Source organism: Paraburkholderia panacisoli (assembly GCF_008369935.1).
Taxonomy (GTDB): Bacteria; Pseudomonadota; Gammaproteobacteria; order Burkholderiales; family Burkholderiaceae; genus Paraburkholderia; species Paraburkholderia panacisoli.
This window is the reverse complement of sequence record NZ_VTUZ01000025.1, coordinates 75,229-100,813: the sequence shown is the minus strand read 5'-3', so window position 1 is coordinate 100,813 and position 25,585 is coordinate 75,229. Positions and strand designations below refer to the sequence as shown.

The window sequence follows — 25,585 nt, the reverse complement described above, 5'->3', positions numbered from 1 at the left end:
TAACGAAAGCAATGAAACCGATCCATGCATACGTCGGCTGTCGCACGACGCGCGAAAGAAATGCGCGCGGCCGCGGCATCAGCGTCTATACCGTCGATCCGGTAAGGCAGCTATGGGAGCTGACGGACATCTGTCAGGCGCCTGAAAATCCCTCTTTTCTGGCATTGAACGCGAGACAGGACGTCCTCTATGCGGTTCACGGGGACGGCAACGACCTTAGCAGCTATCACGTTGATCATTCGAGCGGACGTTTGAGCCTTTTGAACCGGCAATCATGCGAAGGCAGAAATCCCGTACACCTTGGTTTCTCGCGCGATGGCGCCTCGCTCATCGTCGCCAATTACGCAACAGGGACGGTGGCCCGCTTGTCCGTCGGTGCGGAAGGCGAACTGGCACCGGTGTCCTCGCTGGTTACGCTGCCGGGCGCGCCGGGTCCCCACCGGAGCGAGCAAGCCGGGTCTCATCCGCACCAGGTTTCCCGCTACGCCACGAGGCGATACAACACCAACTGGCACATCGTCCCGGATAAGGGACTCGATACGGTGTTCGCGATTCAATGGCTCGAGACCGGCGAACCGCGCGTCGTCGGACACCGATGCAGGTCCGGCGCTGGTCCCCGGCATGCGGCGTTTCATCCGACGTTGCCGCTCGTCTACGTGGCAAACGAACTGGATTCGACCATCACGGTATGGAGCTTTGATGTCTTCACCGGCGCGCTGGAACCGCTGCATACCGTTTCGGTGATCCCCAGCAGCGCTCACGGCGACACGAGCGTCGCCGGCGTTGCGATCGATCCTGCGGGACGCTCGCTCTACGTGTCCAACCGCGGTCATGACTCCGTTGCCACGTTGCCGCTCGACGGCACAAGTGGAATACCGGGTCAGCCGCGATGGACCGACGCCCACGGCAATTTCCCGAGGTTCATCAGTCTCGACCCTTCCGGAACTTATCTGTACGTCGCCAACGAGCGATCCGACAACATCGTCCAGTACGCGCTTGACAAGACAAGCGGCATGCCCTCGCCAACGGGGCAGACGGTGCACACCGGCAGTCCCGTATGCATCGTATTCAAAACCATTCAGGAGTGACACGTGGCTCAAACCAGAATTCCAGCCGTCTATATGCGCGGTGGTACCAGCAAGGGGGTATTTTTTCGGGCCGATAGTTTGCCGTCGGACCCAGCAGAGCGAGACCGGATTCTGCTGCGCGTCATCGGCAGTCCCGATCCCTATGAGAAGCAGACGGATGGCATGGGTGGAGCGACCTCCAGCACGAGCAAGGTGGTGCTCGTGGGACCTTCCTCGCGCCCGGACTGCGACGTCGACTATCTGTTCGGTGCCGTATCGATCGACAAACCTGTGATCGACTGGTCCGGCAACTGCGGGAATCTGACCTCGGCCGTCGGTCCGTTTGCTATTGCACAGGGTCTGGTCGACACACCTGCGGATGGCATCGCGACAGTGCGAATCTGGCAAGCGAACATCAACGCAAGGATCATCGCGCACGTGCCCGTGAAAAATGGTGAGGTCGAGGAGGAAGGCGACTTCGAGCTCGACGGCGTAACGTTCCCAGCTGCCGAAATCCGCATCGAATTCCTCGATCCCGGGGGCAGCGATGAGGGTGGCGAACTTTCGGGCGGCATGTTCCCCACGGGCAATGTCGTCGACGCCATCGACGTTCCAGGCTACGGGACTTACCGGCTCACGCTGATCAATGCAGGCAACCCCGCTATTTTCATCAACGCGGAAGATCTCCGGCTGAAGGGCAGCGAGATGCAGCGCGATATCAACGACGATGCCACGCTACTTGAGAGATGCGAGGCCATCCGTGCACATGCCGCCGTGAAAATGGGGCTGGCGGTGACTCCGCAGGAGGTGACTGACTTGCGTCCACATACGCCGAAATTGGCGTTCGTTGCATTGCCGCGCGCCTACACCGCGTCTAGTGGCAAGCGGGTCGAAGCGGCGATGGTGGATATCAACGTACGAATCTTGTCGATGGGAAAACTGCATCACGCAATGACCGGCACTGGCGCGGTGGCCATTGCCGTTGCTGCGGTGATACCGGGCACGGTCGTGAATGCGCTGATGGCTGGCAACCCGGCAGAGCAGATCCGGTTCGGCCATCCGTCGGGTGTGATGGCGGTAGGCGCCGAAGCGGAGCAACGCAACGGCACCTGGGTGGTCAGCAAGGCGATCATGAGCCGGAGCGCCAGACGCCTGATGGAAGGCCATGTGCTGGTGCCGTCCCGCGCGGTTCACGACTGATGCATCTGATGGAGGCGGAACGCTTAACAGCTGACCGTCGAAACCAATATAACAGGGAGACTTTCATGACCTTTGCCCTTCGCCGTCTTACGATGTTCGCCGCGATCTCAAGTGCCGTGTGCGCATCCACCGTTCATGCGGATGAAAAGATAACCATCATCGTCGGCGGTATCAACAAGCTGATCTATCTACCGCCGAAGCTTGCGGAAAGCCTGGGTTATTTCAAGGATGAGGGACTGGATGTCGAACTTCAGTCCCAGCAGGCGGGTGTCGATGCTGAAAACGAACTGCTCGCTGGGGCCGCTCAGGCAGTCGTCGGCTTCTATGATCATTCGATCGACTTGCAGGCGAAGGGCAAAGACGTAGAAAGTATCGTTCTGTTCGGGCTTGTGCCCGGCAGCATGGAAATGGTTCGCGCCGACGCTGCGAGTCAGATCCGGAACATGGGCGATATCAAGGGGAAAACGCTCGGGGTCACGGGGCTGGGTTCCTCATCCACGTTCCTTGGCCAATACCTCGCTTCGCGATATGGACTGAAAACGAGCGATTACTCGATGCTGCCGGTCGGCGCTGCAAACAGCCTGATAGCGGCCTTCAGACAGAAGCGCATCGATGTGGCATGGACGACGGAACCCACGACATCATTGTTGCGTGCAAGTGGAGATGCGAAGGTTCTCGTTGACCTGAACAGCGTCGAAGGAACCCGGGCCGCGCTAGGCGGCCTATATCCCGCGTCCAGTCTTTATGTGCAGCGTACCTGGGCGCAATCACACAAAAAAGAAGCCGGCAAACTCGCCGAGGCCTTTGTCAGGACGTTGCGGTTCATTCAGACGCACCCGGCAGAAGAAATCGCAGCGAAGATGCCGACGGACTACTACGGCGGCAACAAGGTCCTTTACGTGCAGGCGTTGAAGGCTTCTCTGCCCATGTATTCGCCGGATGGCAAGATGCCGCCGGGAGGGCCAGAAACGGTCCTGAAAGTTATGAGCGAATTCAACCCCAATATCAAAGGGAAGCATATTGACCTGTCGAGCACCTACACGAACGAGTTCGTGGATCAGGTCAGATAGGGGAGTCGTCGTCCATGGAACTGAATGATGCAATCGTCTCGGCACTTGTGCCCACTGGTACGCTGCGCGTAACGATCAATCTGGGTAATCCCATTCTCGCGAACGCCGATCAAGCCACGGGAAAACCATTCGGAGTTTCAGTCGATCTCGCGACTGAACTGGCTGAGTTCCTGAGAGTGCCTGTTGAGTTTCTTGTAGTCGATGCGGCGGCTAAAGCCGTCGATGCAGTGACAAATGGCCGAGCAGACCTCGGCTTCTTCGCGATCGATCCTGTCCGTGGCGAAGGCATCGCATTTACTTCGCCGTATCTATTGATCGAAGGTTGTTACCTGGTCCGGCAGGAGTCACCGATTACTGACAATAGCCAGGTAGATGAATCGCACAATCGCGTGGCGGTTGGCGGCGGGAGCGCGTACGACCTTTTTTTGAGCCGGGAGCTTACGCGGGCCGAAATCGTTCGTGTAGCGACATCGCCGGCCGTGGTTGATACGTTTGTCGAGGAGGGCCTCGAGGTTGGTGCCGGGGTGAAACAGCAACTGCTCTCTGATGCCAGGCGACATACAGGGCTGCGCCTTCTAGAAGACCCGTTTATGGTGATTCAGCAGGCTATGGGTGTCGCGAAAGTGCGGGGCGATGCCGCGACGCAACTGCTGGAAGCGTTCGTCGAGGAACTGAAAACATCAGGTCACATTTCCGGGCTATTGGCGCGGCACCACGTACACGGTGCTACGGTGGCGCCCCCTGCGCAGTAAGGCTGGACTTACCGATACGCGAAGAAATGCGGAAAGGGCGTGCGTCTGCGATGAGGCGACAATCAGCCATTCCCGGACCGTAGTCGAATGACTGTGAGGGGGCGCTGTATCAGATGACCGCAACTTCGCATGACACTGTGAAGTTCATCTCCCGTAAAGACTCACCTCGGAAATCGATTTCGAGTAAAACATGCAACTAACCGTCCGGCACATCTGCGTGCCAGTTACGCGCCAATCTTCTTGTCGGCGCTCTGCAACAGGCATGTCGCGCTTTGGTTAGCGAACCTGAGCGTTACAGCGTTGATCTCGTGGTACGTGTGATCACCGAGATCTGGGCGGACAATCTCGGCATCTAAATTACAGATGCTCATATTGCCTTTCGAGAGTCGGCCTGAACACGGGTTAACAATGCAGTTGCGCTTTTCATTCCGTCATTTCGATGAAAAAAGCGACTCAACCACTGCCGCTAACAGTACTGGCTCTTCGTCTGCCTGGAAATGTCCCGCATCCGCGAACACTTCCAGGCGTGCACATGGACAATGTCTCGTCCACGTGGACGAGCAAGTCTCGACACCTAACGCCGGATCGTACGCATCAGCAACAAGCAGAACACGAACCTGATTGCCTTGAGTACGGTCGGCGAAGGCTGATGTTAGTTTCATTGTCCCGTTGTGGGTTACCTCCGGACGCCGTCGGCTGCGATCAGGCAGCGCGTTCTGCGTACGGCGCGAAGAACTCCTGGAGTGCTTCGAGTGTGGCCTCAGGCTTTTCTTCCGCCGGATAATGGCCGCTACCCGCGATAATTACGGACTGCACGTTATCCGCCACCGTTCTCAGTTCGGCTGCAACGCTGCCACCGCAGGCCAGTTCGCCAGCAAACGCCAACACCGGTAGTTCGAGCTTCGCACTCCGCGCGCGTTCACGATTCTGAGGGATCGATTCGTCTATCGCCCGGTAGTAGTCAAAGCTCGCACGCAGCGCGTTGGGGTCGCGCCTGAGTTGCTCGATATAGAACGCCTGCGCGTAGGCAGGAACAGCGTCTGGGGAGCCTGCCTTCGTCGCAAACTGGTGGCCGAAATAGATGGCCTCGCGTCCTTCGACGAGGCGCTCATTGACCTCGCGGGCACGATTGAAGTTGAAGTGCCAAAGGAAGTCGCTCAGCCAACGGTCGTCAGGGAGCAGGGGCGGTGAGTCCGATACACCGGGAATGAGCGCCTCGCCCAACGCGATGCGTTCTATCCGGCCAGGTTGGTCGTGCGCCATCGCGAAGCCTGTCCACATCCCGATGTCGTGACCAGCCATTGCGAAACGCTCAAAGCCGAGCGTGTCGATCAGCGCAAACATATCGGCCGCGAGCGTCCTTGAGTCGTAACCGTTGGTCGGCTTGTCCGAGAGCCCTACGCCACGTGGATCGACGGCGATTACCGTAAAGGATCGCGCCAATGGCAGCATCAGGTATCGCCATGCAAACCAGTTCTGCGGCCACCCGCCGAGCAGCAGCAGCGGCGCGCCTCGGCCGCCGACGACGGCATGCAGCGTAATGCCGCCAGCCGGCACCAGATAGCTTTCGAAGACGTCCGTAAAGCCGTCGGCCAGTTGGGGAACATCGTGTACGGAGCCATAACCGGCTGTGCGAGTAAAGGATTGAGTCAGAGGGTTATTCATCAAGTTTCCTTTGTGTGATGGGCGTCGCTCACGTCTGCACCGGTGGGCACTATTGCCCAAATGCTCGCGCAAGAATTCAATGAAGCGCTGTGTCTTCGTCGGCAACAGTTGCGCCATCGGTGATGGCAGACCGGGACTGACGGCGCCTGCAGCTCTGGCATCAGCAAGCTCCAGCGTGCAGGTCAGTGCAGACCCGGCGGACACCTTATGGGCCGAACTATCACGAAATCTGATCAAATGGCTGCTGCATAACGAAGATAGTCGGCGCTGATCCGCCTTGAGTGAGTGACCAGCGCGCGGATGTAGGGCAATCGCGCTGCCTCATAGTGGGCAAGAGTGGTGGAGACGGGTTCGTTCGTGCGCCGGTCTGCCAGCATTTTCGCCAACATCGCCGCATCCTCCACCCCGGTCGCGAAGCCTTGTCCTGTCATCGGTGAAACTACGTGAGCAGCGTCACCGATGATCGCCAACGCGCCACGCGCCAGGCGCTCCGGTTTGTATTCGGCGATTGGGGAGCCACTTAGTGCGTCCGCCGAGCGAACCCCGACAGTCACTGCCTCCGCCCATGTCTCCGGCCAGAGCTGCGGAACGAGCGCAAGTAATTCTGCACGCACATCTGCGTCAATCTGGCCGCGTCCGAGTGTTCCCGTTACGTGGCCGTCTGCCGTCAGGCGGTTGGTGCGACGGAGTAGCTCTTCCCGGTGCACGTCGAACCAGGCGAATGTGACCTGGCGCCGTCCGACTTCCGTCGACCCGTCGCGACCGGGAAGCACTGCGGCCACCAGGCGATACCCGTCAACAAACTCTATCCACAATCCACCGTTTGACGGCCAGAGGACAGGGCGCTCCAGCGTTTGTTCGTTGATCAGGCCGCGCCACACGAGATAACCCGCATAGCGGGCAAGCGGAGCGTCCGGCGCAATCGCCCGGCGAACAGTGCTGTGATATCCGTCTGCGCCGATTACCGCATCGGCAAACCTCTCCGATCCGTCCGAAAATGAGAGATGCGCCCGGTTGCCAAGATCCTTGACCGATGTGACGGTCTTGCCTTCGTCGAGGATGATGCCGGGTGTCGCAGCAGCACGCTCATGCAACCAAGAGTACAGCGCTGGCCACGTTGTCAAATCACGATAAGCGGGGACGACAGGCAGTATCGGATGCGCACGCGGATCACGACCAACAGTCGCTGCAAGCGTCGCGAGATCGATGCTCAGGCTGTCGCCACCATGCACGCGCCCGGCAGAGCGCTCAATGACTCGAACAGGCACGTCTCTCGTTGCACAAGCCAGCGCCAGCGTAAGCCCGGCCAGAGAACCTCCGACTACAACGATCTGCGGGTGGGTAGTACTCATCGAGTAGGAATGCTTATGGAAAGTCGTGACCCGCGAAGTGCATGACCCGAGATGCGTGAGCGAACGGGGCGTCGACCAGCGTATGTCTCAGCCCCGGAATGGCGACCCGATCGCTCCGCGGTGGGCCAACAAGAGTTGATCTGTGACCGAAGCACCACGTGCGTCAGTCAACAGGATGTGACTTCGTAATTAAGCGATCCCGGCGCCGAGTGCCGGGAAGACATCGGTGAACAGCAAGGTGATCAGCTGTTGTCCGGCCGGGGTGGACCAGTCCTGCGCGATTTCCGCCATCAGCGTGTTCGTAGCGGTGAGCACCACGCCTGCATCGTGCATGCGTTGACGCGAAAACTCTTCGGAAAGATCGCTGGGCGACCCTGAAGCATCCATCACTGCCTGCACGGCGAAGCCTTCGAGCGCAGCATCAATGGCCGGAAAAATGAGGCAAACGTCAGTGGTGACGCCTGCCATGATCAGGTTCTTGCGCCCAGTGGCGAGCACCGCATTGCGGAAGTCGGGATAGGCCCAGGCGTTGACGACGCCGGGACGCTTGACGCGTGCGGCATGAGCTTCGGGCAGGATCGTGGCGATCTCCGGAAGAATCGGACCCTGGGCGTGATCTTCTTGACTGGACGTGATCACGACCGGCAGATTGAGGATCTTTGCCATCTTGGCCAGCGCAATCGACTGTTTGGCTGCGAGTTGCTGGTCGATATTCTTGATAAGTTGCATTGTGCCGACCTGATGGTCAATCAGCAGCAGGGCGGTGTTGTCGGCAGTGAAACGTTCAACCTTCATGATCTAGCTCCTAAGTCGTGATGGGGCGCACGCCCCGGGGTGCGTGGCGGCCTGTTACAGCCTTCCCATATCGCCACGGTGGTAAGCGGCGGTTGCCGCGATCAGGCTTTCCTGGCTCGCAAAAGCCATGGGTCCGTTTGAAAACACGGGTTGGCGCAGCGGTTCGCCGATAAACACAGCGACCTTGGCGCCGCCTGCTCTGGCAGCGAGCCTGTGCGTCGTCGGTTCGGTCGCGGTCGGCAGGATCGGGGCACCGAGGTCGTCGAGGCCGAAGCCTTCGCCATCGAGCTCCGCGCTGCCGAAAATCGGCATGAAGAACGCGCGCTGACCCGCAGCCACCGGAAGCGCCAATTCAGCGCCGGTGTCCAGCGTGACGTCCAGCAAGGTGACGTCGGTCGGCGGTGTCAGCGGGGAGCGCACACCGTCAAGGCTACCCAGGGGCACGCGGACACGGACACCGGGGCGCTGCACCACCGGCACGTCCTGCGGGGCGAGGCTCAGCGCGAATGGCGCGGCATTCTGCTTTTCCCGGGGGAGATTGACAAAGATCTGTAGCAGGTGAGTGGTACGTCCCGGCACTGCGGGATTCTCTTCGTGTACCACCCCCCTGCCTCCAGCAGTCCAATGCAGGCCACCCGGCTCGATCAGCGTGCTGTTGCCCTGCGAATCGCGGTTGGCAATGCCCGTCTCCGAGTCGAGGAACAGATAGGTCACGGCGGAGAAGCCGGCGTGCGGATGCGGCGGGAAGGTGGGTGCGCTCATCCAGGCATGGTCGATACCCATGAAGGGATCGAGCTGCGCTGGATCAGCGCCATGCAGTCGGTACGCGCGGAAATCGCTTCCACGGTTGGCGCGCTGCATGCGGGCGATAGCGGTTGACATGGCTCAGTCCTTAGGCGTTATCAGATGCGAGTATCATCCGGTAAATCGTGAGCGGGATAAAGATGGCAAAATGGAAAACATTGAGCCATTCATGGAGCAGTGATATGGAGTTTCTGAACGACATGGCGTTGTTCGTCGAGGTGGTCAAGGCGAAAAGCTTTCGCGGCGCGGCCGAGGCGACCGGGGTGCCGAATTCGACGCTATCGCGCCGGATCAGCGCGCTGGAAAAGGCAATCGGGTTACGTCTTCTCCATCGCACCACGCGCAAGATCGAGTTGACCGAAGCCGGTCAGCTCTATTTCGAGCGCTCGAGGCGCATCGTGGACGAGGCGCGACTTGCGCACGAGCAACTCGGCGAAATGCTGGCCCAGCCAGTTGGCGTTTTACATGCGTCGTTGCCGGTGGATTTTGCGAATATCTTCCTCGCGCCCTTGCTCGCGGAATTCGCCCGACGCTATCCCGGCATCAGCTTCGAGTTTGACCTGACACCTCGCCTCGTCGATCTGGTCACCGAGCACGTTGATATCGCAATCCGCATGGGTGAACCACAGAGTTCGAACCTGATCGCACGACAGCTTGCCCAACTACCGCGCTATCTCTATGCGTCGCCGGGGTATATCGAACACCATGGCGAGCCGGGCGAGCCAGCCGACCTTCTGCAACACGAGTGCGTGCGCCTCAGTCCGGAGGAAGTCAATGGATGGATCCTTCACAAAGAACAGGAAACGGTTGAGATCGCTGTAGGCGGCCGGTTTCTCCTGAACAGCGTCGGCATGATCCGGCGGCTGGCGACCCTGGATCTGGGTATAGCTGTGCTGGCGGAAGAAATTGCCGCCGAAGATGTCGCTAGCGGGCTGTTGCGCAGGGTGATGCCAGCATGGCAGGCCTCACCCGTTCCCGTGTACGCCATCACCGAAACGCGGTTGCTACCAGCGAAGACGCAACGCTTCATTGAATTCTTGCGAGAGCACTTGGGGGAGTAGCGCCTACCACCACCCTAGAATAGCTGACGACATCGCATTGCGTCGGGTCCAAGAGATCGATCGAAATGTCTCTGTGCAGATACCCTGACACTATCTTCGAGCAATTTGCCGACGAGATACACCCGCTGTGATGGAAAACATTGATCCATTGATGAGGCAATTCAGGCTGAGCTTTTGGGATAAGAATTGTGTGTTTCTCGCGTCCGGAGAATATGCGTATGGCTAAGATCTTGAGTACCCGTCCCGTAGCAGTGGTTGCAGGCGCCGGACCCGGCAATGGTCTCGCACTCGCGCAAACTTTTGCCACCGCTGGCTATGCTGTCGCCCTCCTAGGGCGCGACGCACTCAAGGTTGAAGCGCTCGCGGCGCAGGTCCCCTTTTCTCGAGCCTATGCTTGCGATGTCAGCGACGCCGCATCGGTGGCAGCCGTGTTCGCCGGTGTTCGTTCCGAGCTTGGGGAGATCGACGCCCTTCTGTTTAACGCTGGTTCTGGCGTATTTGCTGACATTGAGGCAGTTACGGCTGGGCAGTTTGAGGCCGCTTGGCGAGTGAACGCGCTGGGCGCGTTCCTATGTTCGAAAGAAGTGATCCCCTCAATGATCGAGCGTGGGCGGGGCAGTATCGTTTTCATTGGGGCGACAGCTTCACGACGTGGCAGCATCCAAACTGCGGCTTTCGCTCCCGCCAAAGCTGCGCAGCGAAGCCTGGCGGAATCGATGGCGCGGAAGCTTTGGCCAAAGGGTATTCACGTCGCTCTCGTCATCGTTGATGGTATCGTTGACCTCCCAGATTCACGCAAGCAGATGCCCGACAGACCAGTGGATGCTTTCGTTTCGCCTGCAGCGCTGGCTGAGGCGGTGTATGGCCTCACCACACAGGATCGTCGCGGTTGGAGCTTCGAGATTGAAGTGCGTCCCTTTTTGGAGCCGTGGTAGTCCGGGGTTGTTTCCCATCCATCCAAGGTTTGACACCACCGTGAGAATGGCAGCTTTGCAAACTGCCATTCTCGACGGTCCGGTGGTTCGAAAAGGCTTGTATCGGCGGCTATAGCCTCCATCGCATTATTTGCGAAAGAGGAGTCCGTCTTGCCCGGCGCCCCTGAAGACTCATGAAGCCTTTGCTACCGCTTCTTCGCGAATCCTATGTAACGTCGTGTTCACGGCATCCAGATAAGCGGCTTCCATGTTGTTGGCAAACTCGATCTCTTCTGCGTTGCCGCTTTCCACTCCATCAAGCGCTAGATCGAAAGTAAAACGCAGGTACAGTTTTCCGGCACCATCCTCTTCAAGAATGTTTTTGATTTGTCCTTTCGCTTTCCCAGACAGACGGATGAATTCGACTCGCTCTTCAGGGAAGAACAGAATCATCTCGCGCATCGTCTCTCCATGCAGAACAATCTCGCGGATCAAGCGATCTGGATGCTGCTCAACGATTGAACAATGTGTGATCGCCGCGACAAAAGGAACGGCATTTTTTGCTTTGCCAACCAGTCCTTCCCATACCTGTTGACGGTTGAGATGTACGGGTTCCGAGTCATCGTTGGGATTGACTTCAAGTTTGCGGCTGACGCTAATCACATCTGTCTCCTGTTGGATAGATTTACTGGTCCGCGGTTCCACCTGGTACGTCGACGACCTCAGTTGCGCGGACGGTTGCAATGGCACAGAGCGACGGAGGCAACCTACGGTTAACGTCCGTTCGTCTGTAGCGTGAGGCTGTTTCGAACTTCGGTGACGCCATGGACTTCTTGGGCAATTTGACCAGCAAGTTCGATTTGACGAGTATCTGGTACGACTCCAAGTAGGGTAACCACACCTGCCTTTGCGACCACATTAATGCCTCCGACGGTGATCCCGGGTGTCCTGGAGAGTTGGCGAATGACCGCTTTTCTCAGGGCCTTGTTGGCTGCCTTCGCGGCCTTGGCATCGCTCGCCGTGGTCGTTGGCGCTGATGCCTCAGTACCGGAGGTGCTGGGTTGAGCGAGAACATTCACTGTGGTGGACATCGCGATGCAAAGCACAACGGAACAGACGGCTGCCTGGATTGCCTTCAATTTGAATCTCCTTGTTGAATACGGTTGCTCGGCCTGCGGCCAAGGCTGCGGCGTAGGAGTGCGGTCACAGCGCACCCTTTGGTCGGCTAGAACGAGTGGCGAATGCCGAGCGTTGCCCCGACGGTCGTGCCCACGGGGCTGAATAGCGCGCCGTTGACGGACAAACCTGTGTTCATTGCCCCGTGATTGTTCACGGTGGCGAACTGAGCGTAAAGCGTGGTGCGCTTCGACAGGTAGTAGCTTGCGCCAAGCGCTGCCAGAAGCGAATGGTTCGCTGTGCGGTTTCGGTCGCTTGTCACCCAGATGCCGCCGTCGAGGTCGAGGGTCGGCAGGACGTACCAGGAAAGGCCACCGCCATATACGTTGTTGTTGAACGAACCCGCGACTTTGTAGTTGACGAACGACGCCTTAGCAGTTAGTGCGCCGAATTTGAACGCTGCGCCCAATGTTCGTCCCTCGGCGGCGAGGGTGGTCGGCGTAGGTGTCTGATTCGCTCCACCACTATTTCCATCGAAAATGGCGGCATTAATCATAAAGCCGCCGTATTCGTACCTGAGACTCGCAGCATATTGACGACCTGCCTGAAAGTCGCCCGCTTGACCGCCGAACGTGTAGAGCATGGTTGCCTGAAGTCCGAAAAGATTCGGTGTCTTATAGGACACCGAACTCGCACTAAAGATACCTGTGCCGAAAAGGTTGTTTACAAGGTTGACACCTCCGCTGCCGAAGAACGACATGCCGCGAGGATCGGACTCGTATAGCGCGAGAAAAAATGGTGAGAATTGAAGACCACCCTTCAATTCGCCGTAGCGGCTGTCAAGCGAAACCCATGCTTCACATCCGAATAAATTGCCGTTACAGTGCGCAATCGCCCCGTTGGCAATGCTGAAAGCACTTTCTAGTTTGAATTTCGCAGTCAGTCCGCCACCGAGATCTTCCGAGCCCAGTAGTCCAAATTGCGAATACGACGAACCTCCGTCGATTACAGAAAGCTGCTTGCCCGCGTTCGCGCCAGTCTGGGCGTTTAGCGTCTTGTTTGTGTAAAGCAAGCCGCCATCGATGACGCCAAAGAGGGTGACGCTGCTCTGCGCGTGAGCGAAGATGCCAAGCAACAGACTCGCAGTAAAGACGATCGCTTGCGATGCAAGTCTTAACTTTCGAAACATTAACAGTCTCCTTGTTGGATTTAAAGTATGTTTTGAATTACAGATGAGTCAATTAGGAAATTTAGAGCAATCTATATTTATCTGTAGTACGAAGTGTTGTACTGTGGGGTTAAGTTTTTTTATGATTTTTACGAGAAGAAAGGTTTCTCGCTGATGGCGTGCGCGGTGGGGGCGGAGGCTTGCTACATCTTCGCCGATGCACCGAACGACCCACGGGCACGTGTTGCATACGCTCTACAATCAAGATATTCGATTGTCGAAATGTTCCGCGCGTAGGCCACCACGTTGCTACGGGAGTCCCAGGTCGAACGGAAGGCGGAGGAGTGCTTCAGTGGCGTTCTTCATTGAGAATGTCTCCATAGTGTATTTTCTTGTCAGATACAACAGGCATGTAACTCATCCTGTATTGCGACAGTACACGTGCAGACGTTCAACAACTACAAACGGCGCTTGATAGTTCTCTATCAGGCGTGTTTATGGGTCCAGTTGAGGACACTACGACCTTGGCTAAAGAACGGATTTCGTGGTGCCGCCCTGAAGGACTGATGAGGAAGAAACCGACGTGACCGGTTGGTTCGACCTCGCCCGAGAACACGCCGATGGTTAAGTTCTTACGAGTAGAACGGCCGCCGGCTAGCAATGTTGTCCACCGCAATTCTTTTGATGGATTCCCGATAGTGGTTCGAGGGGACGGTATGGATCCCCGGATGAGGGGCGCATGGACCTTGCTGCTTGCACACCTGAACTAGCCCTCAGCACGCGCGTCCCTGTGCTCTTATTTGGTTAGGTCGTTTCAAGCTTGAAAGGCGGACCTGTGATTGCGGTTTGAGACGAGATGTCGTGAGGTGCCGAGGAGCGAGGAGTGATGAAGAGCCATGGAGCATCTACGGAATCGGTGCCAATACCGGGCGAGTCGTCTCCAAGTGGTGGCGTTCTAGCACGTTACGCCATTGAAACCTCCGCCCCTTCGAACCGTTCCCCGGACAGGAGTTTTCATTCAAACCGTCCAGACGCGTGCCCCTGTTTCGACAACAGTTTTGCCACCATAACTGGAAGAACTGAAGGATTGTTGTCGCCTAGATGGATGCTCCAACCGGATGCTAGGTAAGTGAGGCCATTCTTGCTGACTGTCCCGTATGTATTATGTAAATAATTGGAAATCCAAGGCGCGGGAATAAATTTGACTTATAGGAAGGCATAACCCTGACTGCATCGACAGAGGAGGGGCAGGGATACAGAATGCACTTGCGGTCGGTCAATTGACGACCGATGACGGAATCCGAGCCGGCGAAATAGGCGCTAGGCCCAAGCCTCGGCGAGCAGTCTAAGTGATCAAAGCTTGGTTTCGGTTCAACTGAGTTCCCTCATTTCTTAATAATACGGAGACAGAGATGCGCAATCTCGAGCAGATGTTTGCGGCGGTCGACAGGAAGGACGCGAACGGATTCGTCGCACACCTTTCGGAAAACGTAGTCTTTCAATTTGGTAACCAGCCCGAATTGAAAGGTCGCGAAGCCGTCGCAGCGGGTGTGACGGACTTCTTTAACGTTATCGCGGGATTGCGCCACGCCCCGACAGGTGGCTGGGATGTCGGCGACTATTCCATTCGGTGCTTCATGGCCATTTACCGACGTCTGGACGGGATCGAAGTATCTGTCCCCTGTGCATGTTTCTTACGCCACGAGGCGACGGGCCTGATTGACGACTACCGCATTTACATTGATCTGGCGCCCGTATTTGCCAATGTGGTAGCAGTTCCCGCGACTGCCGTGGCATAAGGACGGGGAGCCCATCATGGAACGGTTGTTGGACGGAAAGGTCATTATCGTGACAGGCGCCGCGCGAGGAATTGGGCGCGCCGCGGCCTTGCAAGTGGCGAAGGCGGGAGCATCGGTGGTGCTGACCGATCGAGATGAAGCTGCCGTACTCGAAGTAGCGGCCGAAGTCGAGAGTCTTGGGGGGCGCGCGATCGCCATTCCGGGCGATGTGGCGCGCGAGTCGGATGTTGCGCGAGTCGTAGGAACCACCGTCGAGCGGTATGGCCGGCTTGACGGCGCGTTTAACAATGCTGGTGTAGAGCAACGAAATACGCCACTGCACGAGCTTTCGGAAGAACAGTGGGATTTCGTGCTCAACATCAACCTGAAAGGCGTGTTCCTCTGCATGAAACACCAGATCGCGGCCATGTTGCAGAGTGGGGGCGGCTCGATCGTCAACGCGTCATCTTCTTTGGGGCGTGTCGGTATTCCAAACGCGTCCGAGTACTGCGCTTCAAAGGGGGGCGTGCTCGGTCTGACCAAAGGCGCCGCGCTCGACTACGGTGTCAAAAAAATCAGGGTGAATGCAGTCCTGCCTGGGGTGATCAGAACGCCGATGATTGAGTCACTTATCGCGCAGCCACAATTTTCAGCATTGCTACCAGCATTGGAAGCAAGACATCCGATCGGACGACTCGGCATGCCGGTTGAAGTGGCGGATGCGGTGGTCTGGCTGCTTTCCGACAGCTCCTCATTTGTTCACGGTGCCGAAATCGCAGTCGATGGCGGTTATTTGGCCATCTAAAGCGTGTACTCGCTCCGGTGTTGGCTTGATGCACTGCATCGAACGATGCTGCGTCAAGCTGACCCGTCGCCCTGAGGCCTTCGTGGCTACGGTATAAATAAAAATATAAAACGAAGCCCACGACGCCCGCCCGAAACGAACGACAGAACTTCGAATCCCATCTGCGCCAGTCGAGATCCAGTGATTCGTCATGGTGCACCTGTCGAACACAATGCGCAGGTCGTTTGATTCGTGGGTGTTACTCGGCACTACGCGGCAAATCAACGTGGCTGACCTCGGTACGCAAGACCGAGGTCAGCCATGCTTCCATGGAGAATCGGGATTCGACGTGGATTGCCGGTGATTCGGTAGCGTTAACTCCAAGTGTCGGTTCGAACCAATACAAGTATAAATTCTGGTTATGCAGTTGACTGTGCACGTTGGAGGTTCCTCGTTTGCGGGCCGGCGCGCAAGTCCGGGAAGCCAGTCGAGGAGACAGCATGAAAGACCTGAACCTGCTATATGTTTTCGAAGCACTTTGGCGGGATAGATCAGTTACGGCAGCCGCTGAGAATCTGGGTTTGACTCAAGCCGCGGTCAGCAGCGCGTTGAAAAGGCTGCGCGATGCCTATGGTGACAAGCTATTCATGCTGGTTGGGCGACGAATGGAGCCGACTCCACTTGCCACCAATATTGCGACGGCACTCATCGAGTCGTTGAATCTTGTGCGAGGCACCACTGGCACTCCCCCCCCTTTTTCTCCAGCTCGAGCGCGACGGACCTTTACGATTCGGACGCGCGATATTGGCGAGGTGACCTTCCTGCCGACGCTACATCGCGAATTGCAGAGACTGGCGCCAAATACGTCCTTGCATACTGTATTTGAGCCAATCGAAGCAACCGTGGCCGGTCTTGCTAGCGGACGGATTGACGTTGCCCTAGGTTTCCTTCCAGCACTTGAGCAGGATATTCATCGTAAGGTGCTGTTCACTCAACGCTATGTATGCGTGATGCGAAAGGGTCACCCGCTTGACGGTCGAAATATCGACAAAAAAACGTTCCTCGAGCATGACCACCTGTTAGTCGAAAATAGTGGAAGCGGCCATCGGATATTGGAGCGCGCGCTTCTTGACGCTGGCGCTCGCGAGAAGATCAAAATCAGGGTGCCGCAGTATCTCGCGGCGCCTCACTGTCTGCTAAATTCAGACCTGATCTGGACAGTACCCGAAATGTTGGCGGTGCTGCTCAGTCGCTATTATCCACTAACGTTCCAGCCTGAGCCGCTGCAAATCGAACCGTTCGAAATTGCGCTCTATTGGCATGACCGGTACCACAAGGAACCCAGCAGCATGTGGTTTCGCAGGCTCATAAACGAACTATTTCTGAACGCAACAAGCGAAACGATCCTCGACAGAAGGCTAGCCGACCACGAAGAAGCGAAACTTGAGAGGGATCATTCCGACTGCTCGTTGATCCAGTAACACAGACGTTGAGCTAACGGACGTAAGCGCCGGCAGGCAGCGTGATGAAACGCCTCAAAGCGGACTGCCGCCCCTGCCCGTGTACGGCGCTTGCTCACGCTGACTCAAAAGAGACATCACCAAATTTCACTTGATCGGCGAAAAGGAAGTGGGAGTCAAAATCTCGTTGTGCTGGCTAACAAGCAATGGCCCGATTTTCGACAACAACGCTCTCCATTCCGGCATCGAAGCCAGGCGAGTGCGCCTCTGCTGGCGATCTTCGAAAGATTCAAATTTCCAGAGCTGAACGATGCGGTTGAGTTCGCCTACCTCCGAAATAAAATATCCGACGAGTTCGCCGAATGCTGCGGTTTGAATTTCCAGGCCTTCTGCCTCGTAGGTTTTGATGAATTCGTGCAAAGAGCCAGGTTTGAGTTGATAAGTGCGTTGTTCGATGATCATCGTGAGGTCTGTTTCATGAGTGTTAAACGCTACGGTTCGTAATGGTGCGCGCCGGTCTTACCACGCAGTTGTACCGCCATCAATTCTGATGTCGGTCCCGGTAATAAAGGAGCTTTCGTCAGATGCGAGGAATACCGCGGCCGCCGCGACTTCATGGGGTTGGCCCAACCGTCCGAGCATGATTTTTCCAAGCATCGCTTCCGACCATGCTGGATCAGCGAGCAAGGGGCGTGTCTGATTTGTCTCAATCAGTCCGGGCGAAATCGTGTTTGCCCTGAGCCCGTGACTACGTCCCTCCAGCGCAAGTTGACGCGTCATCGATACGATCGCACCTTTGGCCGCCGAATGCGCGATACCTGGCAAGACCCTATATGTCGACCAGGCGGAAACCGACGCGGTATTGATGATTGAGCCAGCCTGCTTGATTAGCTCCGGCCATGCTGCCCTTGTCATCTGAAAGACGAGATGCAGCTCGTAATTGATGGTCTTATACCAGTCATCGTCGCTAATCTCGTCAACCCAACCGAAATAGGCCATCGCCGCGTTGTTGAACAGCACGTCCACTCTTCCGAATGTTTCGATCGCAAGTTGAACTAGATCGTGACAATGTTCCTTGCGAGTAAGGTCGCAGGGGTGCAGAGATACCATCTCACCCCCGATGTCGTGAACGGCACTGACGGTTTCCTGCGCGGCTTCCGAATTTGTGTCGCAGCCCACAATCTTTGCGCCTTCGCTCGCAAATGCCAAGGCCGAAGCACGTCCCATGCTTCCACCCGTTCCGGTGATGATGCAAACTTTTCCCTCAAGACGGCCACCACGACTCATGTCAATCCTCCATTGTTAATATATTGCGGAATCGTCGAAATCAAAATTCGTCAACAGCGACCCGCAGGCGCTAGGACCTACAGATTGTTTAACGAATGAGAGAAAGACTCCATGCGTGTGGATTGATAGAAAGGTATTCCTGATATTTATGAGACTTCAGCCCCTCCACGCACCGATTGTTGCGAGTCGGCGAAGTCGTCGCCACTCAGAATCAACGATATCTAACGCCTTCAATTGGGTGAAGTCATAAATTCGGACTGGAAATATGCCGTGACGTCGCTCGCGACGCCGAGCATCCAGCCAATCGCGTCGACGAGTTGTTGCCATGTGTCGTCGCCGATCAGCTTCACGCTGAAGCCCCCTAAACCGACTGTCGATCACGGCCAGCGTTTCGATCTCTGCGCGCGGCCAAGTACCGTCACGATCGGAAGCTGCCCCCTTCAACGCGGTCGAGAGACAAACAGAATGGAGGCACGGAGATGATTTAATGCTTGCCGGAACTGGTGCTTTCCATTGCGCCAATGGGACTGATTGGGACACCGCTATATACAGGACCCTTTAACAAGCCGTCGCCGCACGGCTCAGCAGTCGCGAGACCGGTTTTTGAACGCGGAGGCCAGTAGAGATTTAGGGGCGTACCCATGTGGCGCGTCGGCACACGTCCTGTTGGCCGGCGCACCCGGCAAAGTCCTCCGCAACGACGATGCTAGCCCGATCGCTGTCCCCAAAGTGCTGATTCGCGAAGAGAAAGTCGAGTTCGGTACGCCTATCGCTTCGGTTGTACGACGAAAGCTCGTGACCTCGACGCCTAGGTTCGGTCGTCAGGCAATCCGTGCCGATTGCTGCATTAATGAATCAATCATTTCCATCTTACCGGATTTATCCCGCATCCATTTTGCCGGATCATACACGGCATCGCCACTGGGGAAGAACGGCATGAGGGAACGTTTCATCCCAGTCCCTATCGGCCGCCATTCCCTGTCGAACCGCCTGATCATGGCGCCCATGACCCGTTCGCGTGCCGATGACGTAGGAATGCCGGGCGAATAGGTTGCGACCTACTACGGGCAATGCGCGTGCGGAAGTACGCGATCGTAAAGTTATTTCGGAGGGTAAATAGATGATTTCGGTATCTAAAGAACTAAAGGCTAATCCTGACAATTCCGGCCTCACTCCGCTGTCCCGGAGCGACTTGTGGAAGGGCCTCAAGATGAAAGCTGAGAACGCATTGCCATTTGTTCAGGGCATGAGCAAATGCGATGTGGTTGAGAAGACTGAAAACGGTCTGATTCGAGACATCGAATTTCAAGGCAAACCGGCCCGCGAGCGCATCGCTTTCTATCCTGAGAAAAAGGTTGTGTTTCTGCGGCTATCTGGCGATGCAGACGGCATCATTGTGAATGAGATATTGGGCGCAGATGACGACTTGCGCGTCAGGTTCAGTTTTGCATTTCAGCTGACAGAGGCGGAATCCGGAAGTCCGGAAGAGGACGAACTTCGAAAGGCGATGGAGACGGCATATGTTGCGGCTGTCGAAGCTACGCTGAATGGCATAAGAAATGCGAAAGCCAAAGGTGCGCTGTAGCCAGCTAAAGTCATAAAGGGGGCACGTGTCTCTGCGGCGTGCCTCGGAATCTGTCTACATTTGGTAGATATGAATACATTCTGCCTCTTGGGCGAGCGAGGCAGAATGATTCGGGCGCTGTTGAGCAATGAGGTACTGAGCAAGGCCGGTGCGATTTGGCTCAGCGAGGAAGGCGGCTCTGGTCGAGCGGCTGCCGAAATTGACGCGCAGAAGGCTGCATGAACAAGCTTGGTGCATCGACGTGCACTCGGTGCCGGGGCTGGATTCGGTGCAGCTCACGAAGTGACCTTAATGGATGCTCCGATATCTTCCATGGCTGTATCTGATTTATTGGATGTTGTTCGATCTGTCGGTTACGGAGCAGAAGATGGAGCACTATACGAAGGACAACTTCCTGGCGGCTCAGAGCATTGGCTTCTCTATCAACAAGGCCCGCAACATTATGGCGGCGGAGATGGACAATGCCATGAAGGACTTGGCGATCACCAGCCAGCAGATGGGCATCCTACTCTCGATTGATCGCGAAATCGCCTCCACGCCGTTTGAGTTGTCGAAGTTGCTGGGTATCGATACGGGTCTGATGACCCGTCTGCTCGACAAACTGGAACGCAAGGGCTTGCTCGATCGCTCGCGTAGCATGGAAGATCTCCGGGTGGTCAACCTGACGCTGACGGAGAATGGCAAAGAGGTCGCCAAGCAAATCCCGGAGATCGCACCGGCTGTCTTGAATGGCCGTCTGAAGTGCTTCACCAAGCAAGAGTTTAACGAACTGGACCGCTGCTTAACAAATTTCTTGGTGATTGAGCGGCATTTTTTTATCCATTTATCAGACAGGTCAGAAAATGAAGGCGCAGTTAATTAGGACGGCAGTCAGCAGGCGTGTGGCGAAGGCTAGCATTACGCTGATGTTCTCCGCTGTGATGTCTGCGTGCGTGAACTACGCGGGCATTACGAGCGGCAAGCAAATGACGCAGCCGCAAACGCTCGCTACGCAGCAAAGCATTCCATCTGACGGTGGTCATTGGCCCTCCGCCGACTGGGCCGACCAGTTCGGCGACGCGCAGTTAAAAGCATTGTTGGCGGAAGCATTGAAAGACAGTCCGTCGCTCGCTCAGGCGCGTGCCCGTATCGCTGCTGCCGCGGCCTATACCGAAACGGCCAAATCGAACACGCTGCCGAAGGTAGGCGCGACCTATTCATTCACGCGCGAGCAATTCTCCAGTAACGCGTTGACCCCGCCACCGTATGCCGGCACGTGGCAATCGCAAAACGAGGGGCTGCTGTCGGCCTCGTATGACCTTGATCTGTGGGGTAAGAACCGTGAGGCGCTGAAGTCATCGATGTCGCAATTGAAGGCAAGCGAGGCCGACGCCGAAGTGGTTAAGCTGACGCTGACCTCGGCCATCACACGCGACTACAACCAGCTCGCCCGCCTCTTTGCGTTGCGTGATATCGCGCAGCAGGAAGTTGCGCAGCGCGAGCAGATCGACCGTATCACAGCCAGTCGGATTGCCAATGGACTAGACACCGAAGTAGAACGCAAGACCGCTGAGGCGAACCTCGCCAGCAGCCGTTCCGCGTTGGCGTCACTCGACGGCAGTATCGTAACCACGCGCTATCAACTGGCCGCGTTACTGGGTGCCGGTCCGGATCGCGGCTTGTCGATCACCAGACCCACGCTCGGCATCGGCGACGAAGTGCGCTTGCCGGACAACCTCCCGGCCGATCTCGTGAGTCGGCGCCCGGATCTCGTCGCGGCCCGCTGGCGCGTCGATGCGCTAACGCACGATGTGAAGGAAGCTAAGGCCGAGTTCTATCCGGACATCAACCTGAGCGCTGCGATCGGGCTGGATGCTTTCGGCTTCGGTCGCTTTTTGACGGCGGCAAGCCGCACCGCCAACGTGGGGCCAGCGATCCATCTACCGATTTTCGACGGCGGTGAGCTGCGTGCGCAATTGAAAGGGCGCTACGCGGATTTCGACAACGCCGTCGCTGGCTACAACCAGACGCTTGTCACGGCGCTATCGGAAGTCGCGAGCCAGCTCGCGCAAATTCGTTCGACCGACGCACAACTCGGCGAGGCCGAGGCCGCTCAGGATGCCGCGCGCAGCGCCGACCAGTTGGCGCTCACGCAATAAAGGCAGGTCTCGCGAACCAACTCACGGTGTTGAACGCCGATACCACCGCGCTTGCCGCCGCGGAGACAGTGGCCAACCTGAAGTTGAACCGTCGCGATCAGCAGATCGCGTTGGCTGCGGCACTCGGTGGCGGGTATACCGACACCGATGCTGCCGCAGCAAGCAACTCAACCTCAAACACAACTGCAATTCAAATCAACCCAGTCGTCGCCGCGCGCTAATGCGGCTGTCGCGACACCTCCATATATTGCCAGGAGTCATTGAGATGAGCGATACGAGCACCAACAAGCGCACTAAGGCGCAAGTAGAACCAGCCGAGTTGGAGAGTCCCCGTAAGCGCAAGCTGATGCTGGCGCTGCTGGCGGCCGCCATCGTCGCGTCAGGTGTTGGCTTTGGCGTTTACTACTTCACGGTGGGGCGCTTCTACCAATCCACCGACGACGCATATGTCGGCGGCAACCTCGTACAATTGACGCCGCAGGTCAGCGGCACGGTGGTCGCAGTCAATACGGACGACACGCAGGTCGTCAGACAGGGCGATCCTGTAGTGATGCTGGACGCTGCGGATGCAAAGATCGCGCTGTCAAACGCAGAGGCGACGCTCAGTCAGACGGTCCGGCAGGTCAGCGGCCTGTACGTGAACAACGATTTCTACGCGGCGAACATCGCCCAGCGCGAGGCCGATCTGGCCCGCGCCAACGACGACCTGAAGCGCCGTCAGGCGATCGCCGAAACCGGCGCAGTGTCAGGCGAAGACATCGCCCATGCCCGCGACGCCGTCAGCTCTGCACAAGCCGCTCTGGATGCGGCCCGCCAACAGGCCGAAGCGAACCACGCGCTGACAGACCGCACCACTATCGAAGAGCATCCAAACGTGCAGGCTGCGGCATCGAAGGTACGCGATGCTTACCTGAACTATGCGCGCAACACCTTGCCCGCGCCGGTCACCGGTTATGTCGCGCGGCGTTCGGTGCAGGTGGGCCAGCGGGTCGCGCCCGGCACGCCGCTGATGGCCATCGTGCCGCTCGATGGAGTCTGGGTGGACGCGAACTTCAAGGAAGGCCAGCTCTCGCACATGCGAATCGGCCAGTTGGTCACGCTCACGGCGGATGTCTACGGCTCCAGTGTCAAGTATCACGGCAGGATAGAGGGCTTCTCGGCCGGCACGGGCGCAGCCTTCTCGGTGCTGCCGGCGCAGAATGCCACCGGCAACTGGATCAAGGTGGTCCAGCGCCTGCCGGTGCGCGTGCGTCTCGATCAGCGCGAGCTCAACGAGCATCCGTTGCGGATTGGTCTGTCGATGCAGGTCGAGGTGGACACACATGACGAGTCGGGCGCCCAACTGGCGGCTGCCTCGAACACGACATATCGCACCGATGTGTTCGCACAGTACGGTGCGGCGGCTGATGCGGAGATCGCTCAGATCATCGCGCAGAACATGCCGGCCTCGCGCGCCTCTGCATCAGCCGCGCCGCAAAAAGCCGCCCCGCGCCGCGACGCCTCACGTCGTGCCGGTTGAATGTAGGAAAGAGTTCAAATTTTTTATTGAATTGGCTGACGGGTCAGATATTTGTTGGCTACGCGGACCTTTGCTTCTCAAGATGGATGATGAAATGAATGAATCAACCAATCCCGCTGCACTCGCGCCGCTGAGCGGCGGCAAACTAGCGCTGGCGACCCTCGCGGTGGCGTTGGCCACGTTCATGAACGTGCTGGACTCGTCGATCGCCAATGTCGCGATTCCGACCATCGCCGGCAACCTTGGTGTCTCGGTGGACGAGGGCACGTGGGTGATTACGCTTTTTGCCGCCGCTAATGCGATTTCAATTCCGCTTACCGGCTGGCTCACCCAGCGCGTCGGGCAGATCAAGCTGTTTGTCTGGGCGATCCTCTTGTTCGTCCTGTCGTCCTGGTTGTGCGGCATTGCGCCGAACCTGCTGGTGCTGCTCGCCGCGCGGATCGTTCAGGGCGCGGTGGCAGGTCCGCTGATTCCACTGTCGCAGGCAATTCTGCTCGGTTCGTATCCGAAGGAAAAAAGCTCAACCGCGCTCGCGTTGTGGGCCATGACGGCCACCGTCGGCCCGATTGCCGGACCGGCGCTGGGCGGCTGGATCACTGATAGTTACTCCTGGTCGTGGATCTTCTACATCAATATCCCGGTCGGTCTGTTCGCAGCCGGCGTGACGTGGGTGATCTACCGCGACCGTGAAACGCCAACGAAGCGTCTGCCGATCGATAAAGTCGGTCTGCTGTCGCTGATTGCCTGGGTCGGTTCGTTGCAGGTGATGCTTGACAAAGGCAAGGACCTCGACTGGTTCAACTCACCGGTAATCATCGCATTGACCGTGTTCTCGTTAATCAGTTTCGTGTTCTTTCTGATATGGGAATTAACCGAGAAGGATCCAATCGTCAATTTGAGGCTCTTTGCCGGGCGTAATTTCCTGGGCGGCACGGTGGCGATCTCGGTCGCATATGCGGTGTTCTTCTCGAACCTGGTATTGCTGCCGCAGTGGATGCAGGGATATCTCAACTACCGCTCGGTAGATGCGGGGCTGGTCACCGCGCCGCTCGGTGTCTTCGCAGTGCTGCTCGCACCGGTGATGGCTAAGATAATGCCGAGGACTGACGCCCGCGTATTGGCCACGCTCGCGTTTCTGGGTTTCGCGGGAGTGTTCTTCATGCGTTCGCACTATACGACCGGTGTGGATACATACACGCTCGTGATTCCGACGCTGCTGCAAGGCATCCCCACCGCGCTATTTTTCGTGCCGCTGACCGCGATCATTCTGTCCGGTCTACCTGGAGACAAAATTCCTGCGGCTGCGGGTTTGTCAAATTTCGCGCGGGTTTTTGCAGGTGCGGTGGGCACGTCGTTGTTTAGCACTGGCTGGAACGATCGCACGATTCTGCACCATGCGCGCCTCGCCGAGCAGACCAGCGTCAACAATCCGACCTTCGTTGCGGGGTTCGACTCGCTGCACGACGCGCTAGGTGGCGGCACGCAGCAAGCGCTGGCGGCGTTTGAGAACTCGCTTAACGTGCAGGCGGCGATGCTTGGTCTCAATGACATCTTCTGGCTGTCGGCCGTGATCTTCATTGCGATTATTCCGCTGATCTGGGTGACGAAGCCTGGCAAGGGTGGCGGCGCCAGTGCCGCGGCCGCTGGTGCCCACTGAACCGGACCCGTCGTCCAATCTACAGCTGCGAATTTCATCAGATGATATCCACTCGATACGTTGAAATGCAGGCGTTTCTCCCAACCAGCTTCGCGAGGTCTTTTCAGGCGTTTCGCTTTGCTGTCTGGTCAGCCGCCTTCCTGGTGCTGGCGGGCTGCGCTTCAGCGAACGACGTCACGGCGACGGACAGTCCTGATACCTATGAGGTGTCTGCGTATGCGGCAGGGGGAAGTCTGGCGTGGGCGCGTGCGCATGACAGGGCGGTTAGCCAGGCACAGCGCTATTGTGAGCGGCGTGATATGCAAGCAAGCGTCAAGCTTGAAACGATAGATGGCGTTGAAGCGCTGCGGCAGCACAAATCAGCAGTCAGGTTCGAATGCCATCCATCGTTCCAACGCAGCCTCTGTCGACCC

The 25,585-nt window shown here is 57.5% G+C and carries 23 protein-coding genes and 1 pseudogene; 14 read left to right on the top strand and 10 right to left on the bottom strand.

All coding sequences use genetic code 11. From position 1 onward, the window contains the following. The first annotated feature begins 11 nt into the window (after positions 1-11). From FVF58_RS30815 to FVF58_RS30800, 4 genes are all read left to right on the top strand, one after another. Positions 12-1,088, top strand: a complete 1,077-nt coding sequence (locus FVF58_RS30815) for a lactonase family protein (RefSeq protein ID WP_149673550.1) — start codon at positions 12-14, stop codon at positions 1,086-1,088. Between the two features lie 3 nt (positions 1,089-1,091). Beyond that, entirely contained in the window at positions 1,092-2,267 is a 1,176-nt protein-coding gene (prpF, locus tag FVF58_RS30810) for a 2-methylaconitate cis-trans isomerase PrpF (RefSeq protein ID WP_149673549.1), read from the top strand. A 92-nt stretch (positions 2,268-2,359) separates the two neighbouring features. After that, entirely contained in the window at positions 2,360-3,337 is a 978-nt protein-coding gene (locus tag FVF58_RS30805; RefSeq protein WP_246217245.1) for an ABC transporter substrate-binding protein, read from the top strand. 14 nt (positions 3,338-3,351) lie between these two features. After that, positions 3,352-4,089: a transporter substrate-binding domain-containing protein gene (locus FVF58_RS30800; RefSeq protein WP_149673547.1), complete on the top strand. Its 738-nt coding sequence runs from the start codon at positions 3,352-3,354 to the stop codon at positions 4,087-4,089. 702 nt (positions 4,090-4,791) lie between these two features. On the opposite strand, the gene FVF58_RS30790 is transcribed toward FVF58_RS30800, so the two are convergent. The 4 genes from FVF58_RS30790 to FVF58_RS30775 form a co-directional block, all read right to left on the bottom strand. Beyond that, a complete protein-coding gene (locus FVF58_RS30790) occupies positions 4,792-5,991 on the bottom strand; it encodes an alpha/beta fold hydrolase (RefSeq protein ID WP_246217241.1) in 1,200 nt (399 codons plus the stop codon). Further along, entirely contained in the window at positions 5,988-7,106 is a 1,119-nt protein-coding gene (locus FVF58_RS30785; RefSeq protein ID WP_149673546.1) for an FAD-dependent monooxygenase, read from the bottom strand. The genes FVF58_RS30790 and FVF58_RS30785 overlap by 4 nt, the downstream gene beginning before the upstream one ends. 189 nt (positions 7,107-7,295) lie before the next feature. Continuing rightward, complete coding sequence (locus FVF58_RS30780) at positions 7,296-7,901, bottom strand: isochorismatase family protein (protein WP_149673545.1); 606 nt, start codon at positions 7,899-7,901, stop codon at positions 7,296-7,298. Positions 7,902-7,955: 54 nt separating this feature from the next. Continuing rightward, positions 7,956-8,783, bottom strand: a complete 828-nt coding sequence (locus FVF58_RS30775; protein ID WP_149673544.1) for a pirin family protein — start codon at positions 8,781-8,783, stop codon at positions 7,956-7,958. Positions 8,784-8,887: 104 nt separating this feature from the next. Between FVF58_RS30775 and FVF58_RS30770 the strand changes: the two genes are divergently transcribed. Next, on the top strand, positions 8,888-9,766 hold the full coding sequence (locus FVF58_RS30770; RefSeq protein WP_149673543.1) for a LysR family transcriptional regulator: 879 nt from the start codon (positions 8,888-8,890) through the stop codon (positions 9,764-9,766). Positions 9,767-9,984: 218 nt separating this feature from the next. Beyond that, complete coding sequence (locus FVF58_RS30765) at positions 9,985-10,701, top strand: SDR family NAD(P)-dependent oxidoreductase (protein ID WP_149673542.1); 717 nt, start codon at positions 9,985-9,987, stop codon at positions 10,699-10,701. A gap of 171 nt (positions 10,702-10,872) precedes the next feature. On the opposite strand, the gene FVF58_RS30760 is transcribed toward FVF58_RS30765, so the two are convergent. The 3 genes from FVF58_RS30760 to FVF58_RS30750 all read right to left on the bottom strand — a co-directional run bounded on the left by FVF58_RS30760 (position 10,873) and on the right by FVF58_RS30750 (position 12,985). Continuing rightward, positions 10,873-11,343, bottom strand: coding sequence for an SRPBCC family protein (locus tag FVF58_RS30760; protein ID WP_149673541.1), 471 nt, complete (start codon positions 11,341-11,343; stop codon positions 10,873-10,875). A 110-nt stretch (positions 11,344-11,453) separates the two neighbouring features. After that, positions 11,454-11,819, bottom strand: a complete 366-nt coding sequence (locus FVF58_RS30755; protein WP_149673540.1) for a BON domain-containing protein — start codon at positions 11,817-11,819, stop codon at positions 11,454-11,456. Positions 11,820-11,905: 86 nt separating this feature from the next. Then, complete coding sequence (locus FVF58_RS30750) at positions 11,906-12,985, bottom strand: porin (protein ID WP_149673539.1); 1,080 nt, start codon at positions 12,983-12,985, stop codon at positions 11,906-11,908. Between the two features lie 1,391 nt (positions 12,986-14,376). Here FVF58_RS30750 and FVF58_RS30745 point away from each other — a divergent pair. The 3 genes from FVF58_RS30745 to FVF58_RS30735 all read left to right on the top strand — a co-directional run bounded on the left by FVF58_RS30745 (position 14,377) and on the right by FVF58_RS30735 (position 17,007). Beyond that, positions 14,377-14,763, top strand: coding sequence for a nuclear transport factor 2 family protein (locus FVF58_RS30745; protein WP_149673538.1), 387 nt, complete (start codon positions 14,377-14,379; stop codon positions 14,761-14,763). 16 nt (positions 14,764-14,779) lie between these two features. Continuing rightward, complete coding sequence (locus FVF58_RS30740; protein WP_149673537.1) at positions 14,780-15,547, top strand: SDR family NAD(P)-dependent oxidoreductase; 768 nt, start codon at positions 14,780-14,782, stop codon at positions 15,545-15,547. A gap of 479 nt (positions 15,548-16,026) precedes the next feature. Beyond that, entirely contained in the window at positions 16,027-17,007 is a 981-nt protein-coding gene (locus FVF58_RS30735) for a LysR family transcriptional regulator (protein ID WP_149673536.1), read from the top strand. Positions 17,008-17,133: 126 nt separating this feature from the next. Here FVF58_RS30735 and FVF58_RS30730 read toward each other — a convergent pair whose 3' ends face one another. The 3 genes from FVF58_RS30730 to FVF58_RS51645 form a co-directional block, all read right to left on the bottom strand. Continuing rightward, entirely contained in the window at positions 17,134-17,448 is a 315-nt protein-coding gene (locus FVF58_RS30730) for an NIPSNAP family protein (protein WP_149673535.1), read from the bottom strand. Positions 17,449-17,505: 57 nt separating this feature from the next. Beyond that, positions 17,506-18,273: an SDR family NAD(P)-dependent oxidoreductase gene (locus FVF58_RS30725; RefSeq protein ID WP_149673534.1), complete on the bottom strand. Its 768-nt coding sequence runs from the start codon at positions 18,271-18,273 to the stop codon at positions 17,506-17,508. A gap of 821 nt (positions 18,274-19,094) precedes the next feature. Next, on the bottom strand, positions 19,095-19,280 hold the full coding sequence (locus tag FVF58_RS51645; RefSeq protein ID WP_188130969.1) for a hypothetical protein: 186 nt from the start codon (positions 19,278-19,280) through the stop codon (positions 19,095-19,097). A gap of 113 nt (positions 19,281-19,393) precedes the next feature. On the opposite strand from FVF58_RS51645, the gene FVF58_RS30715 reads away from it, so the two are divergent. The 5 genes and pseudogenes from FVF58_RS30715 to FVF58_RS30695 all read left to right on the top strand — a co-directional run bounded on the left by FVF58_RS30715 (position 19,394) and on the right by FVF58_RS30695 (position 25,172). Continuing rightward, positions 19,394-19,858: an SRPBCC family protein gene (locus FVF58_RS30715; protein ID WP_149673533.1), complete on the top strand. Its 465-nt coding sequence runs from the start codon at positions 19,394-19,396 to the stop codon at positions 19,856-19,858. A gap of 367 nt (positions 19,859-20,225) precedes the next feature. Further along, the gene (locus FVF58_RS30710; protein WP_149673581.1) at positions 20,226-20,720 is read left to right on the top strand and encodes a MarR family winged helix-turn-helix transcriptional regulator; all 495 of its coding nucleotides are present in this window, start codon (positions 20,226-20,228) and stop codon (positions 20,718-20,720) included. Then, a pseudogene (locus FVF58_RS30705) lies at positions 20,701-22,217 on the top strand (efflux transporter outer membrane subunit). Before FVF58_RS30710 ends, FVF58_RS30705 begins: the two are co-directional and overlap by 20 nt. 44 nt (positions 22,218-22,261) lie before the next feature. Next, positions 22,262-23,515 (top strand): HlyD/EmrA/EmrK family protein, encoded by a 1,254-nt coding sequence (locus FVF58_RS30700; protein WP_149673532.1) that lies wholly within the window; start codon positions 22,262-22,264, stop codon positions 23,513-23,515. A 94-nt stretch (positions 23,516-23,609) separates the two neighbouring features. After that, the gene (locus FVF58_RS30695; protein WP_149673580.1) at positions 23,610-25,172 is read left to right on the top strand and encodes a DHA2 family efflux MFS transporter permease subunit; all 1,563 of its coding nucleotides are present in this window, start codon (positions 23,610-23,612) and stop codon (positions 25,170-25,172) included. Positions 25,173-25,585: the final 413 nt, after the last annotated feature.

Excerpts from the sequence above, each read along its gene's own strand:
- FVF58_RS30815 (WP_149673550.1), top strand. The coding sequence starts at position 12 with ATGAAACCGATCCATGCATACGTCGGCTGTCGCACGACGCGCGAAAGA.
- FVF58_RS30805 (WP_246217245.1), top strand. The coding sequence starts at position 2,360 with ATGTTCGCCGCGATCTCAAGTGCCGTGTGCGCATCCACCGTTCATGCG.
- FVF58_RS30800 (WP_149673547.1), top strand. The coding sequence starts at position 3,352 with ATGGAACTGAATGATGCAATCGTCTCGGCACTTGTGCCCACTGGTACG.
- FVF58_RS30785 (WP_149673546.1), bottom strand. The coding sequence starts at position 7,106 with ATGAGTACTACCCACCCGCAGATCGTTGTAGTCGGAGGTTCTCTGGCC.
- FVF58_RS30780 (WP_149673545.1), bottom strand. The coding sequence starts at position 7,901 with ATGAAGGTTGAACGTTTCACTGCCGACAACACCGCCCTGCTGCTGATT.
- FVF58_RS30775 (WP_149673544.1), bottom strand. The coding sequence starts at position 8,783 with ATGTCAACCGCTATCGCCCGCATGCAGCGCGCCAACCGTGGAAGCGAT.
- FVF58_RS30770 (WP_149673543.1), top strand. The coding sequence starts at position 8,888 with ATGGAGTTTCTGAACGACATGGCGTTGTTCGTCGAGGTGGTCAAGGCG.
- FVF58_RS30765 (WP_149673542.1), top strand. The coding sequence starts at position 9,985 with ATGGCTAAGATCTTGAGTACCCGTCCCGTAGCAGTGGTTGCAGGCGCC.
- FVF58_RS30750 (WP_149673539.1), bottom strand. The coding sequence starts at position 12,985 with ATGTTTCGAAAGTTAAGACTTGCATCGCAAGCGATCGTCTTTACTGCG.
- FVF58_RS30745 (WP_149673538.1), top strand. The coding sequence starts at position 14,377 with ATGCGCAATCTCGAGCAGATGTTTGCGGCGGTCGACAGGAAGGACGCG.
- FVF58_RS30740 (WP_149673537.1), top strand. The coding sequence starts at position 14,780 with ATGGAACGGTTGTTGGACGGAAAGGTCATTATCGTGACAGGCGCCGCG.
- FVF58_RS30735 (WP_149673536.1), top strand. The coding sequence starts at position 16,027 with ATGAAAGACCTGAACCTGCTATATGTTTTCGAAGCACTTTGGCGGGAT.
- FVF58_RS30730 (WP_149673535.1), bottom strand. The coding sequence starts at position 17,448 with ATGATCATCGAACAACGCACTTATCAACTCAAACCTGGCTCTTTGCAC.
- FVF58_RS30725 (WP_149673534.1), bottom strand. The coding sequence starts at position 18,273 with ATGAGTCGTGGTGGCCGTCTTGAGGGAAAAGTTTGCATCATCACCGGA.
- FVF58_RS51645 (WP_188130969.1), bottom strand. The coding sequence starts at position 19,280 with ATGGGCGCCATGATCAGGCGGTTCGACAGGGAATGGCGGCCGATAGGG.
- FVF58_RS30715 (WP_149673533.1), top strand. The coding sequence starts at position 19,394 with ATGATTTCGGTATCTAAAGAACTAAAGGCTAATCCTGACAATTCCGGC.
- FVF58_RS30710 (WP_149673581.1), top strand. The coding sequence starts at position 20,226 with ATGGAGCACTATACGAAGGACAACTTCCTGGCGGCTCAGAGCATTGGC.
- FVF58_RS30700 (WP_149673532.1), top strand. The coding sequence starts at position 22,262 with ATGAGCGATACGAGCACCAACAAGCGCACTAAGGCGCAAGTAGAACCA.
- FVF58_RS30695 (WP_149673580.1), top strand. The coding sequence starts at position 23,610 with ATGAATGAATCAACCAATCCCGCTGCACTCGCGCCGCTGAGCGGCGGC.